The 16,327-nt window shown below is 43.5% G+C and carries 11 protein-coding genes; 4 read left to right on the top strand and 7 right to left on the bottom strand.

Annotated elements, in window-relative coordinates:
- Positions 1–399 precede the first annotated feature (399 nt).
- Positions 400–6,192: a DUF3320 domain-containing protein gene (locus BUC01_RS20360; RefSeq protein WP_073314670.1), complete on the bottom strand. Its 5,793-nt coding sequence runs from the start codon at positions 6,190–6,192 to the stop codon at positions 400–402.
- Between the two features lie 241 nt (positions 6,193–6,433).
- Between BUC01_RS20360 and BUC01_RS20355 the strand changes: the two genes are divergently transcribed.
- Complete coding sequence (locus BUC01_RS20355; RefSeq protein ID WP_025832743.1) at positions 6,434–8,299, top strand: SLC13 family permease; 1,866 nt, start codon at positions 6,434–6,436, stop codon at positions 8,297–8,299.
- 25 nt (positions 8,300–8,324) lie between these two features.
- Positions 8,325–8,864: a TlpA family protein disulfide reductase gene (locus BUC01_RS20350; protein ID WP_025832745.1), complete on the top strand. Its 540-nt coding sequence runs from the start codon at positions 8,325–8,327 to the stop codon at positions 8,862–8,864.
- Positions 8,865–8,887: 23 nt separating this feature from the next.
- On the opposite strand, the gene BUC01_RS20345 is transcribed toward BUC01_RS20350, so the two are convergent.
- Complete coding sequence (locus BUC01_RS20345; protein WP_073314668.1) at positions 8,888–9,619, bottom strand: class I SAM-dependent methyltransferase; 732 nt, start codon at positions 9,617–9,619, stop codon at positions 8,888–8,890.
- 110 nt (positions 9,620–9,729) lie between these two features.
- On the opposite strand from BUC01_RS20345, the gene BUC01_RS20340 reads away from it, so the two are divergent.
- Complete coding sequence (locus BUC01_RS20340; protein ID WP_025832747.1) at positions 9,730–9,912, top strand: hypothetical protein; 183 nt, start codon at positions 9,730–9,732, stop codon at positions 9,910–9,912.
- 148 nt (positions 9,913–10,060) lie between these two features.
- On the opposite strand, the gene BUC01_RS20335 is transcribed toward BUC01_RS20340, so the two are convergent.
- From BUC01_RS20335 to BUC01_RS20315, 5 genes are all read right to left on the bottom strand, one after another.
- Positions 10,061–10,438, bottom strand: coding sequence for a VOC family protein (locus tag BUC01_RS20335; RefSeq protein ID WP_025832749.1), 378 nt, complete (start codon positions 10,436–10,438; stop codon positions 10,061–10,063).
- 93 nt (positions 10,439–10,531) lie between these two features.
- Positions 10,532–11,662 (bottom strand): DUF4468 domain-containing protein, encoded by a 1,131-nt coding sequence (locus tag BUC01_RS20330; protein ID WP_025832750.1) that lies wholly within the window; start codon positions 11,660–11,662, stop codon positions 10,532–10,534.
- A 12-nt stretch (positions 11,663–11,674) separates the two neighbouring features.
- On the bottom strand, positions 11,675–12,406 hold the full coding sequence (locus tag BUC01_RS20325) for an MBL fold metallo-hydrolase (protein WP_025832753.1): 732 nt from the start codon (positions 12,404–12,406) through the stop codon (positions 11,675–11,677).
- Between the two features lie 81 nt (positions 12,407–12,487).
- The gene (locus tag BUC01_RS20320) at positions 12,488–13,192 is read right to left on the bottom strand and encodes a pirin family protein (protein ID WP_025832754.1); all 705 of its coding nucleotides are present in this window, start codon (positions 13,190–13,192) and stop codon (positions 12,488–12,490) included.
- Between the two features lie 111 nt (positions 13,193–13,303).
- On the bottom strand, positions 13,304–14,305 hold the full coding sequence (locus BUC01_RS20315; protein WP_025832756.1) for a 2-hydroxyacid dehydrogenase: 1,002 nt from the start codon (positions 14,303–14,305) through the stop codon (positions 13,304–13,306).
- A 568-nt stretch (positions 14,306–14,873) separates the two neighbouring features.
- Here BUC01_RS20315 and BUC01_RS20310 point away from each other — a divergent pair.
- Positions 14,874–16,211 carry an OmpP1/FadL family transporter gene (locus BUC01_RS20310; protein ID WP_025832759.1) on the top strand — a complete coding sequence of 446 codons (1,338 nt, stop codon included), beginning with the start codon at positions 14,874–14,876 and terminating at the stop codon, positions 16,209–16,211.
- Positions 16,212–16,327 lie beyond the last annotated feature (116 nt).

Genomic DNA, 16,327 nt, shown 5'->3' with positions numbered 1-16,327 from the left:
ATTAAAACTTCGGGAAAGATGACTCGTAGTAACTTATGTAGGTTGCGATTGGAAGGCATTGGGCAGATAATTTTAATTTGAACGCAAAGATAGTTTACTTGCGCGTATTAACATAACATACCCACAGGGGTTTCGGACTGACCCGAATTTGTGAGTATTCATTTCCTTTGTACTTTCATGGCGCAAATCTTCAGTCCGGAGCAAAAGGAGAAAGCAGCATTCATAATTGAAAATCCTTTGTCAAAGTTGTCCGACCTTTATTCTAATGAACTAAAGGACTTGGTGGTGGTGTGGTGTTATTAGGGATATCCCTAATCAATATGCTGACTATTTCCTGAATAAGCAAATAGAGAGGATTCATGAGATTGAAAAATGAAATCCTACAAGTACCCATGAATTTTAATCGTTCATGGATACCATTCCATCTACATGTTTGAATATTTCTCGTTCAATCAGGATTTGTATAGCCTGTTCCGTTGCAATATCTAAGTTTGTACCTTTTCTGCTGAAGCCAAGCAACTGGGAAGTCAGCCGCTTCAGATCTTCCATCGGCATAGATATTTGTTGTTCTATGGCGTAGCGGGCGGCACTCATAACTTCCAGAACAGGAATATCTAAAATATCGCGTTTGGAATTGATGCGGTAAAAGTCGGAGTCTTTAGCTTTCTCTTTATTTTCCCAGTAAATGATGGTATTTCTGGATAAGGGGTCTTTATATACGTCTTTAAGAAGACTGTCAATGAATACTTGTAAACGGGTGGTTACTCTTGTCAGTTTCCAGATGCGTAAGATTCTCTTATATAATAAGGTATTTGTTATAGGTTGTTCAACTCGTACTATCTGTTCAAGTTGCCTTTTTACCTGATAGGATGAAGCCATTACTTTATTAATATCCGTGCTGTAGCTGATTTCTGGTAAATCGGCAAAAATGTATTCCTTTTCTCGGCTGTTTACTAATTCCACAACTGGCTCATTGTCGATACTGAATGTTTTCAGAGCGACTGGTTGTATCGGAGGAAGAAATTGTTCCTCTCTTCTGATGTTTTTTACGTCTTCCAGCTTTTTGATAATGCGTTCCACCACATTCTCTTTATGTTCAAACCAGTCAACAGACCATACACGCATGACATTCCAATGGAGCATTTGTAGGACGTTAGGTTGCACAATCTCACGGTCTCTGGTAGTTTTGGTTTCATAATAGTTCTTGCCATCGCATAGGATTCCCAGGATATATGTATCCGGCTGTTCTGGATTAACGATGGCCAAATCTACTTTGAAATTTGATCGCCCCACCAAAGTATCTACTTTATAGCCACGTTGTGTAAGCTCCTGTGCTATTAAGGTTATCAAATTACTTTGTTTTTGATTTTGGAGCTGAACGGCAGGAATAGGAGAGGTGCCACGTTCTGCAAATTCCAGAAACTTCTTCAAACCTTCCACACCTTTGGATTTGGTACGCTTCAAATCAATTTGCTCCGAACGCAAAGTTGAGAAGATGATCATTTCATAACGGGCGCGAGACACTGCCACATTCAGGCGGCGTTCACCGCCCTGATTGTTCAGCGGACCGAAATTCATGGATACATTGCCATTTTTATCAGGTCCGTATCCTATGGAGAAAAGAATGACATCCCGTTCATCTCCTTGCACATTCTCCAGATTTTTGATGAAGATAGGTTCGTTGCTTTGGAAAGCTTTTTCTTCTAATTCCGGATATTTGTTCAATTCCTCTATAAGCATATCTTCTATCAGATTCTGTTGTACCTGACTGAAAGAAACCACACCTATGCTTCTTTCGGAAAACTCCGGCGTTTGCAGGCGATGTAGTATTTCCTTCACAATGGCTTCCGCTTCGGCATAATTGCTGCGCGTACGTCCTTTGTCGTATGAACCGTTGACTTGAACCAGGCGTACTTTTGAGACTCTGTCATCCACGGAAGGGAAAGTATATAATTTCCCATTATAATATTGTGAATTACTGAAAGCAATCAGACTTTCGTGCTTGCTACGATAGTGCCAGGTCAGATAGCGGGATGGGATTGACAGTGATATACAGTCGTCCAGAATACTCTCCATATCATCAAACTCGGCTTCTTCTTCATCAACTTGCGAGGAAGAGAAGAAGCTTGTCGGTGGCATTTGCTTGGGGTCACCCACTACAACCAATGCCTTGCCGCGTGCTATTGCACCGACAGCTTCACTAGTGGGCATTTGAGAGGCTTCATCGAAGATGACAAGATCGAACTTCTCTGCATCCAGGTCGATATATTGCGCTACTGATATCGGACTCATCAGCATACATGGACACAGTTTGTGTAATAAGGTGGGAATTTGGTCTATGATTCTTCGGATAGACGTACCGCGTCCTCCATTTGAAATGTTTCTTTTCAGAATTCCTATTTCAGAACTGGATGCAGCTTCCATGGTCAGAGAAGGTATTTTTGCTGCCAACCTGCAATATAACTCTTTCTTACTTAACTCCTGGAATTCTGTAGTCAGAGACTTATACTTGTTAATCATCTCTTCAAACAGCAATCCGTTGAAAAGACGCAAAGTTTCGTCTGCATCGACGGCTTTTATTGCTAATTGATGATAAACACCTTTCAAATACGCATTTGCTGCTTCTGAACCAGTTTTGTGCTTATCGATTATGTAATTGATCACCACGGCCAAATTCTGGGATTCCAGTTCCTTTTTGCGGAGGCACCACTGTTCCCAATCCTTTATCTGATCGAAATGGGTCAGCCATGTATGAAGAAGAACCGGCAATTTCATTTCGAGGTCGCTGTCGGGTATTTGCATGTGACATAAACCTTTCATTCTGTTTAGTACTGCATTCAGTTCGTGAGTGGCGTTAACTGATTGTCTGAATGTAGCTTCATTAGACTGCCTGAATGCGCTCCAATCAACGTCAATCTTGCTTGCAATTTGATTCAGAATTTCTGCAAACGGTTGTCGGGCTATTTCCGAATATTCTACTAAAGTGCGGTAGATCATTGGAATTTTCTCCAATATGGAAGTGATATCCTCCCATTTTTCCTTATTTTTTCTTCCTAAGAAACCAAAGAGGGATGACAATTCGGAAGATTGCTCCTGGACTATCTTATTGTTTCTATCATAAAGATTGAGCTTTTCCAAAAGCTTTGGTATCTGTTCTTCCTGCAAACTCGCATTGTAAAGTCTTAGCTTTTTGAGATAAGAACGTTTTGCGAAGAATCTTGGCAAGAACCACTTCATTTCAATTGCTTTCCATTCCTGTTGGAGGATGAATGCATTTTCTTCAAGAATCTGGGGTATGTAATCTTTGTACAATTCTGTTTGTATCCGGTCCCGTTCACTACCTGCGAGAATGATATCTTTCCATTCTTCTATCAGATTAGCGTTTCCGCCTATCTCTAATAGTGATTTGTTCAGATACGGAGTAGAGAGAAGTAAGTCACTAATTTTACTCATCCAGTTGATTCCCGTCCAGCTATCCGGTATTGCAATGCCCAGATTACTTGAAAGTACCTTTCTGCTTGCCGTAATCAGAGTGAATAAATCTATGAGATGCCTGAGTTCTTCCTGCATCCTTTGGCAACTTTCGATGGAAGTATTGTACGCTTCCAATCCTTTTAGTGGATGTTCCTGCGGATGCCCTGTTATTAAAAATACCGTATCCAGTTCCTGTATCTTTTCGCAAAGTGCTGTAAGTTTGTCCTTTGTGATGGTGTTCAATGAAGAAAAGTCAATGGAGAGTTCGTCCCCCTGTATAGATAAATAATTTGTTATGCAGTCGTAGAGAGAAAAACCGGATGCATGAGGGTGGTGCAACGCTTCCATGTAATCAATCAGCTTTCTTCTGCGCTCAAACAATTGCATTGAAGTACTTTCAAATTCGGCCGGTGACTGGATATGAATAGCTTCTATGGCCTTCTGAAGTTGAGCCAGAAAATGGGATTTAGTGACTTTATTGGAGTGAAGTTCCAGGCAGAACGGAGCTAATCCTATCTTAGTCAGACGATTTTGTACGACAGAAAGTGCAGCCATCTTTTCCGCGACGAATAGCACGCGTTTTCCCTTATACAAGGCATTGGCTATCATATTGGTGATAGTCTGGGATTTTCCGGTTCCCGGAGGACCATGTAATATAAAGCTTTTCCCTTCCCCTGATTCAATGACAGCTTCCAACTGTGAAGAATCTACGTCGACAGGGATGGAGAACTTGTCAGGTGTGCAATTCTTATCTACTTCTCTGGCGTCAACTTCCGGCGTTGTGTCCTGCCACTGGGTTCGGTTTTCCATCAGACTGGCTATGATGGCATTCTCTTTCAGTTTGTCCGCATTACTGTGAATATCATTCCACATGACAAACTTGTTGAATGAGAATAATCCTAACATGGATTCTTCCACTACATCCCAGCCTTTCATGTTGCGGATGCAGGTACGGATAGCTGCAAATATCTTTTTCAGATCTACACCGCTTTCATCTTTCGGCAATGGGTTAAGGCCGGAGAGGTTTACACTGAACTGCTGCTTCAGTAGTTCCACCAATGTAATGTTCAGTATAATTTCTTCGTCCCTTGTACGAATGATATACCCGCTTGTGCCGCCACGGCGTATAATGTCTACCGGCAGTAGCAGGATAGGAGCGAAGCGGGGTTTCACGCTCTTTGCGGATTCGTACCATTTCAAAATCCCTAAAACTAAAAACAGCGAATTGGCACCATTCTCTTCAATAGCAGTTCGCGAGGTTCGATATATGAATTTGAGTGAGTTCTGTAATTCGCTTTCGGTCAGATAAGAGCGGAGTTTTTTATTTTTCAGCTCATTGATAACTAACTCTTCCAGATTCTCTTTCCAGAGTGAAGAATCATATAACCCTGTTTCGCCCGGTTCTATTTTGCTTTTAGTAGGGCTGGCCAGTATCTGATAATTCTCTCCGGCCTGCAAGTGATCTTCTAAACGGTCTATTGCGAAAGATATGAAAGGTATGACCCTTCTGCCAAGTCTGATGTTGATCAGATTATTACGTAGGGAAAAGTCCAGTAATTTTCTTTCCCAGATAATCTGTTTGGTGATTTGCTCCTTGCTGTCCTCCAGCCTTATTTCATAGCGGTCTAACTGGTTTACTTTTCCGGTCGCATTCTCATGCTCTATTCCGGCGTTTTCAATTTGCCACTCACCATTATGATTTATACGTTGCGGCAATGGCCGGATTTTATCGAGCCTGCATCTATATACATCAATGAACAACTCAAACTTACTTTCTTCCTTGAGTTCCTTTTGAGCCGTTGTCACTGCTTCTTCAAACGAAATATTCTGAGAGGACGTGAGGGCAGTTGTTTCTACCAATACAATATCGCTGATACCGTTTGCACTTCCTTTCAGAAGAAAAGAAGCGTCATCTCCTACTGTTTGATGATAAATGTCCTCTGTGAGCCATGCGCCTACAAAAATGTGTCCCTTTAATAAGACCAGAAGGGGATGGATCCCGATGGCTTCCAGGCAAGATGCATAAAGCAAAGTCAGGTCAATACATGTACCCAACTTGCTGGTAAGCACATTGTCCACCAGACGTATGCGCTGTCCCATCGTTTCGAAACTGGCAGGGATGGTGGAGTATATTAAAGATTCGGATCGGAGTGCTTCATAAATGGCAGCCACCTGGGCACGCACGCGATTAGGGTCTTGTGTCTGATATTCATCCAAAGCGGAGTTGCCTGTCCACTTCTCCAGAAATTGGGAAGCCTTTACGCTTATTCTTGAAAGTATGGGATGGTTGGGAGTGACAAAAGTGGCTAAAAGTTCGGGCATGATACGGGCACCGGTCCATTGGTCATAAGCCATCAGTTTGATGGGGAATGTTTGCTGATGGACTATTTCGTCGGAGATGGCAATCGTCAGATTGAAGTGGGTATCAATACCCTCTGTCAGTTCTATCAGTTTTTCGTTTTCGGGTGATATTTCCAGGCTGTTGATTTGAATGTTCTGTCCCTGCGGAATTATTTCCAGAATACTTTCTGAATGCTTAATGAGTTCACCGTCTATTGCAACTTTGACATGGTTCCAGTCAACCTCATCGTTGTTCAAGAGTTCGCAGAAATTGCATGAAGGCACATGGTTGTGGATCATTGCATAATTAATACATGGCAGATATTCCAGATGGACTGTTCCGTTGAAGGTGCCTGTAATTGTGTTGCCGTTTCCCATTATTGTTATAGAATTTAACTGATAAAAAGTATAAGCCCGTGTTACTGTTCCCGGATTCAAAGGTATGAATATATTGTTAATAATCCATCTTTTATTGCGAATTTAGTGAGATATTTGTCGTTTATTTAGTTCAAAAAGGATTTACCCTCTTGTCTATCGTCCTGATTTTTGTGATATTTGCAACTCCATAGAACAAAAAACACTGTTGAAGTGTTTATAAACATACAAATTTTATATCTATATGTATATTACCCTCATTATTTTATTTCTTTCTGCGATATTTTTTATGAGCGGCAAAGTACGCTCAGATTTGGTGGCGCTTTGTGCCTTAGTGTTGCTAATCATATCCGGCATTCTGACACCGGAGGAAGCATTGACAGGGTTCTCCAATTCCGTAGTGATAATGATGATAGGACTATTCGTTGTGGGCGGTGCTATTTTCCAAACGGGACTGGCGAAGATGATAAGCAGCCGTATCCTGAAATTAGCCGGTGACAGTGAGCTGAAATTATTTGTTCTCATTATATTGGTGACTGCCTTTATCGGTGCTTTTGTCAGCAATACCGGAACGGTGGCTTTGATGCTTCCTATTGTAGTCAGCATGGCTATGAGTTCGCAAATCAATGTCAGTCGCCTGTTGATGCCGCTTGCATTTGCCAGTAGTATGGGTGGTATGATGACGCTGATTGGTACGCCACCTAACCTTGTCATTCAGGAAGCATTGACTTCTGCGGGATATGCACCACTCACTTTCTTTTCGTTTACTCCTGTAGGTCTGGTTTGCGTAACTGTCGGATTGATCGTACTGATTCCGTTGAGTAAGATGTTCCTGACTAAGAAGGGAGATAAAACCCGTAAAGGGAAAAAGAATAAATCACTGAAAGAACTGGCAGGAGAGTACCAATTGTTCCAGAATTTATGCCGGGTACAAGTGGAAAGCAAATCACCTTTAGTCGGAAAAACCATACAAGAATTGAATATCCCGCAGCGCTATAATGCGGGAATTATGGAGGTTCGCCGCCAATCTTCTTCTTCCCGCCGTCATTTCTTCAAGACGATGAGCCAAGAGATGGCTGCTGCCAATACGGTTATTCAGGAAAATGATATTCTCTACGTATTGGGCGACTTTTCCAATGTAGAACGCCTTGCCGAAGAAAATGCATTGAAATTGCTGGATACACATACGGCGGAAGGTTCAGTAGAATCTAAGAGTGAGGAGCTTGAGTTCACAGAAATCGGTATTGCTGAAATCGTATTGATGCCTGCTTCCAATTTGGTAAACAAACCGGTGAAAGATTCTGGTTTCCGTGAGAAATTCGGTGTGAATATTCTGGGTATTCAGCGCAAACGCCAGTACATCCTGAAGAATCTGAAAGACGAGAAAATGCATTCGGGAGATGTATTGCTGGTGCAGGGTACTTGGGAGAATATAGCCCGGTTAAATGATGACCCTTCAGATTGGGTAGTACTCGGTCAACCGCTGGCTGAGGCTGCAAAAGTGACGCTTAACCATAAAGCGCCTGTTGCCGCAATTATCATGTTGGGAATGGTAGTGATGATGATGTTCGATTTCATACCTGTTGCTCCTGTAACGGCGGTGATGATTGCAGGACTGCTGATGGTGCTTACCGGCTGTTTTCGCAATGTGGAGGCAGCCTATAAGACTATTAACTGGGAAAGCATCGTACTGATTGCCGCCATGATGCCCATGTCATTAGCTTTGGAGAAGACAGGAGCATCCGATTTAGTCTCTAAATCATTGGTGAACGGGCTTGGTAGTTATGGACCATACGTGCTGCTTGCAGGCATTTACTTCACTACTTCGCTGATGACTATGTTTATCAGTAACACGGCTACGGCGGTGCTTCTGGCGCCGATTGCCCTCCAATCTGCAATACAATTGGAACTGAGTCCTTTCCCGTTCCTGTTTGCTGTTACTGTGGCGGCAAGTATGTGCTTTGCCTCTCCGTTCTCTACTCCGCCCAATGCACTGGTGATGCAGGCGGGACGTTATACATTTATGGATTATGTTAAAGTTGGTTTGCCTTTACAGATAATTATGGGAATTGTGATGATATTTGTGCTCCCGTTATTGTTTCCGTTTTGAGTAAAACTTTAAAAATAGATGATTAATGAAAATTGTAAAAAGTCTGATTTTTATCCTGTTCGCCCTTTGTTGTCTGTCAGGCAAAGCGCAGGAAGTGGCTGCCGATGATGTCGGCTACATAGTGAAAGTGGGGGAGATGGCTCCCGATTTTACCATTACCCTGACAGATGGTAAGCAAGTCACACTTTCCGAACTTCGTGGTAAGGTGGTGATGTTGCAGTTCACAGCCAGTTGGTGTGGTGTCTGCCGTAAGGAGATGCCTTTCATAGAAAAAGATATCTGGTTGAAACATAAAGACAACTCTGACTTTGCCCTTATCGGCATAGACCGTGACGAACCGTTGGATAAAGTGATTGCGTTCGGTAAATCAACCGGTGTTACCTATCCGTTGGGATTGGACCCCGGCGCAGATATATTTGCCAAATATGCGCTACGTAAAGCAGGAATCACCCGCAATGTGCTTATTGACAAGGATGGTCGCATCGTGATGCTGACCCGCTTGTATAATGAAAAAGAATTTGCCGCACTGGTGAAGAAGATAGACGAAATGCTGGCAAAGAAATAAAGAACCAATAATCCAAGTTGGCCTTATTTTAAGGTCAACTTGGCTAAATAATCGTAGTGTTTTCCCTCTTTTACCAATTCCGCCTGGAAACTATTTTCAGCAGCATAAAGGCTGAGAGTCTGGAAGTCAATATAAAGCCAGTCAAACGACTCCCCCTGAATATCTTTATATTGCATCTGAAAATCTACTTCTCCATAATAATCCCCTGCCAGGTCGATAACAAAACTTCCGTCCTCTTCCTCAAACAGATATCTCAAATCGCTGGAATCCATAAGAATGCAGCCGCCTGGGCGAAGCAATAGCTTCATTTTCCTGAAGAAAACGGGCAGATTTTCCAATTTCCCGATGATACCCGAACCGTTCATCAGCATTAAGATGGTGTCGTAGGACTCATAGAAGTGTTCGTCAAACAGATTGGTCTGTGTGGCATGTCGCACACCCCGTTGCTGCATCACTTCTACCGAAAGAGGTGAAATGTCAATGGCATGCACATCTTTGCCTGCTTCTTGCAAGGCAAGGCTGTGGCAGCCGCTTCCTGCACCCACATCCAGAATTTTACCCGTAGCCAGTTGCAGGGCGTTTCGTTCCAGAGCAGGCATTTGGTTTTCCGTACGGAATAAGTCTTTCACCGGTATTTCGTCTTCGTCAAATTGTGAAGAGAAAACTCGCAGGCGGTCAGCCCTATGTCGTTTGAAATAATCAGCAATGGCAGCCCCCATCGGGTCTTTGTCAGCAGAAAGCAGAGCGGTATTCATTCTATTCAGTCTTTAAAAGTTGGCGCAAAGATACGAAAAATGCCATCCATTAGCAGAAAAAAACTATCTTTGTACCGGTCAAAGAATAATAATAAAAAGAAATCGAATATATGAGTGTAGAAGATGCAATGATGGGTGGTATCGTCTTTAAAGGAAAGAAAGATAAACCTCAAGAAGATGGAAAGGTAAAGACTAAAGCCAGGAAGAAATCGTATATTACCGGAAAACACGGTTCCGGCGCTGCGAAAATGAAAGCAGATATACGGAAGAAAAGGGCGAACCGTCATAAATAAACCCCATAACAAATCACTGTCATTTAGCTCTGTTATCCTGAATGTAGTGAAGGATCTGCTCAACTGAATGCATAGAGAGGAGATCCTTCGACAGGCTCAGGATGACAAAATGGTGCGCTTATCAGAGTTTTAACGCACCTCCTTATCCCTATTTTACCGGAAGAACTTCAATCCAGTAGTCATCCGGATCATGAATGAAGTATAATCCCATAGCTGTATTTTCGAAACATACCCATCCCATTTCTTTGTGATATTGATGGATGGCATCATAATCACCTGCTACGCGAAAGCACAAATGGCTTTCGTTCTCTCCCAGTTCATAAGTCTGCGGATGATCCTTGAGGCACGTCAGTTCCAGCAAGAAACCTGTGCTGCCGTCTGTCAGATAAACCAGCGTGAAAGAGCCGTCTGAGGCTTCTTTGCGGTGATGTTCTTTCAGTCCCAATGCCTTTTCGTAGAAAGCGATGCTGCGTTCCAGATCGGTGACATTGATATTGAAGTGGTCGAATTTACTTTTTACTTCCATATTGTTAATTATTAGGTTATTAATCAAGAATGATGAATTACTATGCAGCATGGCGGCACGGTAATTCATCATTCTATTATTTATAGTCTATATTTATTTTACGAACGCTTTCACAATCTCACCCACATACATACGTGGCTGACCTTCCATAGGAGCTTGTGAAGGCATCTTCTTACATTCCAGAACAACAGACGGTTCTGTCTGGTTGGCCGGATAGAAACGTACTGTATACGTTTCGGCTTTCTCCATTTGCTCGTAAGGCTGATCGGGAGAGAGGAAGCTGAATATTACAGGCTTACCAGACGATTTACCCAGCGAACCACCGGCATTAGCTGTCATCATGGTCATGTTGAAAGCATCCGAACCGATTACAAGCACTAATTTGCCTGCACCCATCTGAATGGCATTGGTAGGTAACAGGTCGGGAGCTACTTCCTTGTAACCCGGTGTTGTGCTTGATGTGACAGGAGTGGCAGGAGTAAGCGGAGTGGCAGGAACCACTGTCACTTTTGTCGTTTCTGCCGGAGCTTTCACTTCAACTGCTGTCTTGGGTGCAATGACTATCGGGCCGGAGTTGATCGCACTCTTTTCTTCTTTCTTTTCTTCCGGTTTTTCAGCCGTTTCGGCAGCTTTCTTGATAGTAGAAGCGCTCAGGGCTTCAGCTGCTCCCAGGGCAAGGTCGTCTACAAAGTCAACTGTGTTTCTGCGCCACTTGGCAAGTCCGCGTACTAATTTGGTTTTGGCTTTGTTCAGCGCATACTTGTCTACAATCCATTCTTCCGCTGTATATTTTTCTTTTCCTTCGCGATAGTTATAGCGGATTTTTTCTACTTCCATTGTACACTTCTCGGGTGCGCAAACCACAGAAAGCTGATAAAGAATCTTTGTACGGTCCAGTGAAAGCGCACTTGAGCTGAATACAATCCATTCTTCACCGGTACCCACGATTTGTCCCTCTTCGGGATTGGTATAGACTACACGGCTGTTGTTCTCATTCTTTTTCAAACGTGCTTCCATCCAGTTCTGCATACGTTTGAAGATTTCTTCCTGAGACATGCCGGGGATGCTGAATTCTTTGGTGAATACGACTTTCCCATCAACTTCGGGCACTGCGCCCGCCAGATACTTGCTGTCATCGTCTTTGTCTTTGGTCGAGTCTGCAAACACGGTAGCCGGCAGACAGACGCATAACAGTACTAAAAGAAATTGTGTCAAATTTTTCATAATAGGTATGTTTTATTGAGTTATATCGAAACTTTCGCCCCGGCGGGTTATGGACAGGAAACGGCACCCTTTGCTTTCGGCAAATGGCCGGAAAGCATTTCCACCCTTGTACTCCTCGCTGAAATGCATAGGTACAAATATAGCGGTCTTTATCCGTTCCACGAATTGTTCCGCACCTCTCATATAATCTTTTCCAATGCGGTTGTCCACGGGAAACATGGCTACGTCTACCGAAGGGGCGGTCTGCTGGAGGCATTTTACTTCGGCAAGAAAGTCACCCTCCGCTTTCCGGATTTCCTGCGGGGTGGATTCTTCGCTCCAGTGCCAGTTGTTCAGGTCGCCGGCATGGAACAGCCGTACACCTTGCAGGTCAATCAGGAACGAGATTCCCACGTCCGTGGAACCGAATGCTTCGATACGGATATTCCGGTCTTCGTACACATCACCTTTATTAATATAGGTAGCATCCTCACGCGCTGCACGGCGATGTTTCAGGATGTCTTTGGAGAAGATGTAGTGAATATCCGGGCGTTCGGCCTTCCATAAAAGAACTTCGCGATTAAAGTGGTCGGGGTGAAAGTGGGAAGAGAGCACATATAGTTCTCCGGGGCTTCCCAGCAAATAGTCATGAACGATACCTTTATTATATTCCGTTTCAGAGGAATCTTTGTAGTAATCGATAATGACCGTCACTCCGTCCGCTTCAATCGCGAAGCCGCTATGGTAAATGTAATCAAGTTTCATGCACGGGTTAAATTATAGCGCAATATTACGAAAAACGCCACACAAACCTCGGCTTTTAGCTGTTATTTTTATCTAAAAGACTTACATCGGCACTTCTATCAGCAGAATGTGCGAGTCTTTCAGCGTTTCCAGCTCAAAGCTACTGGTGTCATATACGCCCATACCGTCACGGCGTGAGAGTACGGTATCGTTCACCTTCACTTCACCTTCGATGATGAAGATGTACACACCGGCGTGAGATTGGTGCATGTGGTATCCTATCTTCTTTCCGGCCTCTATCTCGCCGATGGAGAACCATGCCTGCTGCAACATTTTGGCGGGAGCATCACCGTCCGGCGAGACAATCAGCGTCATTTCGTTCTTGCGCAGCAATGGGCGGATATCATAATCCTGATAGGCGGGAGGAGTATTTAGCTTCTCCGGCATTACCCAGATTTGCAGGAATTCTACCGGTTCGGTATCGCTGCCGTTCATTTCGCTGTGATAGATGCCGGTACCTGCGCTCATGGTCTGTATGTCACCCACAGTGATGGTGCGGCTGTTCTTCTGGCTGTCGCCATGTTTCAGCTTACCTTTCAGGGGGATGGAGATGATTTCCATGTTCTTATGCGGGTGGGTGCCGAAGCCTTTTCCCGGAGATACACGGTCATCGTTCAATACGCGTAAGGCGCCGAAGTTCATACGGCGTGGGTTATAGTATGTGTCGAAGCTGAAAGTATGGTGGCTGTCGAGCCAGTCATATAGAGCACGTCCACGGCTTTCCGCTTTGTCTATTACTTTTTTCATAATTTATTTCTTTCTTTTAAATGGTTGATATGCATAGATAACAAACTGGTTGTGAAAAAGTTTATAACCAGATGTTACTGTTTATTTATTACTTATACAGAATTGTTAATTCTATATTTTTACTTCATTCTCCAAAGCTTTCCCGCTTGCAAACTCCCTGATATTCTGCAATGTAGTCGAAGCAATGTTTCCTAATGCTTCCCGGGTGAAGAATGCCTGATGGGAAGTTACAATGACATTATTGAACGAAAGCAGACGTGCCAGTACGTCGTCGTCGATGATGCGGTCCGACTGGTCTTCGTAGAAGTACTCACCTTCTTCCTCGTACACGTCCAATCCGGCAGAGCCGATTTTCTTATTTTTCAAGCCTTCTATCAGGGCATTGGTGTGTATCAGTTGTCCGCGCCCTGTATTTATAATCATTACGCCGTCCTTCATCTTGCTGATGGAGTAGTCGTTGATGAGATATTTGGTCTGCTCGGTGAGGGGGCAGTGCAGGGAAATGATGTCCGAACTGTGGTAAAGCTCGTCCAGCGTGGTATATACTACCTGGTGTTCGCGGGCAAAGTTGTAGTCGGGATACAGGTCATAGGCAAGGACATTCATTCCGAAGCCGCGCAGAATCATGATGAGTTTCTTTGCAATCTTTCCGGTGCCGATGATACCGACTGTCTTTCCGTACATGTCGAAGCCGAGCAATCCATGAAGGGAGAAGTTGCCGTCGCGGGTGCGCCAGGTGGCACGGGGGATTTTCCGGTTCAGCGAAAGCATGAGGGCAACGGTATATTCAGCTACGGCATAGGGCGAATAGGCGGGTACACGTACCACTGTGATGCCACATTCGGCTGCTGCTTTCAGGTCTACGTTGTTGTAGCCGGCACAGCGCAGTGCCAGTAATTTCACACCATTGTCGGCCATCATGCGTAGCACCTCCGCATCTGCGGTGTCGTTTACGAATATGCAGACGGCATCCACACCCTGTGTCAATATCACGTTATGTTTGTTCAGGTGCCCTTTATAATAGCGGAGTTCAAAATCGTACTCTTTATTTTTCTCATTGAACGAAGCCTCGTCATAGGGCTTGCTGCCGAAAAAAGCAATTGTGTATGCCATGATTTCTGAAGTTTTTAGAATTTAGTATATATAGTATAAATAACACGTGTGTGAATGATAAGGTTCAGAAGTTGCAGGGGGGGTACGGGTAGCCTTCTCTGTCAATTGCGCACTTGCGGCAGACTAATTCTGCTCTTGCAAGAAACTAATATCCGCGCCGCAAGAAACTAATATTTTCCTTGCATCTAATTATTCATACATAAATTGTGTTTGTTTCTTACAATAATTATATTAGTTTCTTACAACAGATATTGTAAGAAACTTAAATAGTTATAGTATGAATAATTAGATGCAAGGAAAATATTAGTTTCTTGCGGTGCAGATATTAGTTTCTTGCATGTTTGAGATTAGTTGGTTGCGGAATTATGATTCGTTGTTTATAATTACGGGATTCTCTCCTTACGGTTCTGTTATACATCCTCCATATTTTTTTTCTTTATCCGTTTCATTAGAAACAGTTTCTTTTTTCAATTAATTTTAGCCTGCAATGCATCTTTTTGCACAAAATACTTTCTGATGTGCAATATTGTTGTACCTTTGCGCCCGCTAACAATTAAAAAAGATTTAGATGAGAAAAATTAGCTTGATTAGCTTTATGATGCTAATCGTTTCAACTTCAACTTTTGCAGGAGGACTGCTGACGAATACCAATCAGCATGCTGCTTTTCTTCGTATGCTGTCTCGTGGTGCTACAACTGAAATAGACGGTGCATTGTCTAATCCGGCAGGTTTAGCCTTTTTGCCGAATGACGGTTTTCATATGTCTTTGAGTATTCAGAGCGCTTTCCAAACAAGAAATATCGATGCTTCATGCGAAGGTTTGGGGCTGAATAAGTATTATGAGGGTAAGGCGTCTGCGCCTGTCATTCCCAGTTTGTTTGCTGCTTATAAGATGGGTGACTGGACACTTTCCGGTTTTTTCGGTATTACCGGCGGTGGAGGAAAGGCCTCGTTTGATGATGGTCTTCCCATGTTCGATGCTATGGTGATAGGCGGATTGGGAGCCCAAAGCATTCCGAGCAATGCCTATTCGTTGAAAAGCTACATGGATGGCAAACAGTATATTTATTCTGTACAGTTGGGCTTGACTTATAAGGTAACGGATTGGCTTTCTGCTTTTGCGGGCGGTCGCATGAACTATTTCACCGGTGGCTACCAGGGTGCATTGAAGGCCAGTGCTGCCGTAGATTTACCTTCTCCTGCCGGAGGAACGATACCTGTTGGCACGGAGCTTATCGGCATAGACCTGGATTGCGACCAGACCGGATGGGGATTTACTCCGGTTATCGGCTTGGATGCCAAGTTGGGCAAGCTGAACATTGGTGCAAAATATGAGTTTAAGGCTAACTTGAACATTGAAAATTCCACTAAAGTGAACTCGCTTCGTATGATTGGTGCTGCTGAAAGTGAATTGGCGGATTACAAACATGGTGTGAATACTCCCAATGATATACCTTCCATGTTATCTGTAGCTGCTGCTTATGAATTTCTTCCGGTGTTGCGTGCGTCTGTAGAGTATCACTTCTTTGATGATAAGAGTGCGGGAATGGCCGGTGGCAAGCAGAAGCATCTGACGAAGGGAACAAACGAGTATCTGGCTGGTATTGAATGGGATGTAATCAAGCGTCTGACAGTGAGTTTCGGTGGTCAGATTACGGACTATGGGTTGTCTAACGACTATCAGAGCGACACCAGCTTCTCTTGCGATTCTTATACTTTGGGCTTTGGAGCAAAGTTGAAGTTGAGTGAAAAAGCTAATCTGAACGTGGGTTATATGTGGACAACCTATGAAGATTATACGAAAACTTCTCAAGACTATATTAATAATGGCACTAAATTGAGCGGTACGAATGTATATAGCCGTACCAACAAAGTGTTCGGTCTTAGCATCGATTACAGTTTCTGATTTCATAATTACTTATTTATATAGCAGAAGCCGCCTTGGGTATATTATACTTGAGGCGGCTTTGTCGTATTTCTCGGATATTCCTTTTCAAGAAAACTTTTAAGAGAAACGGGGAG

The organism is Bacteroides stercorirosoris (assembly GCF_900142015.1).
Lineage (GTDB): Bacteria > Bacteroidota > Bacteroidia > Bacteroidales > Bacteroidaceae > Bacteroides > Bacteroides stercorirosoris.
This window is presented reverse-complemented; position numbering and strand designations above follow the sequence as displayed.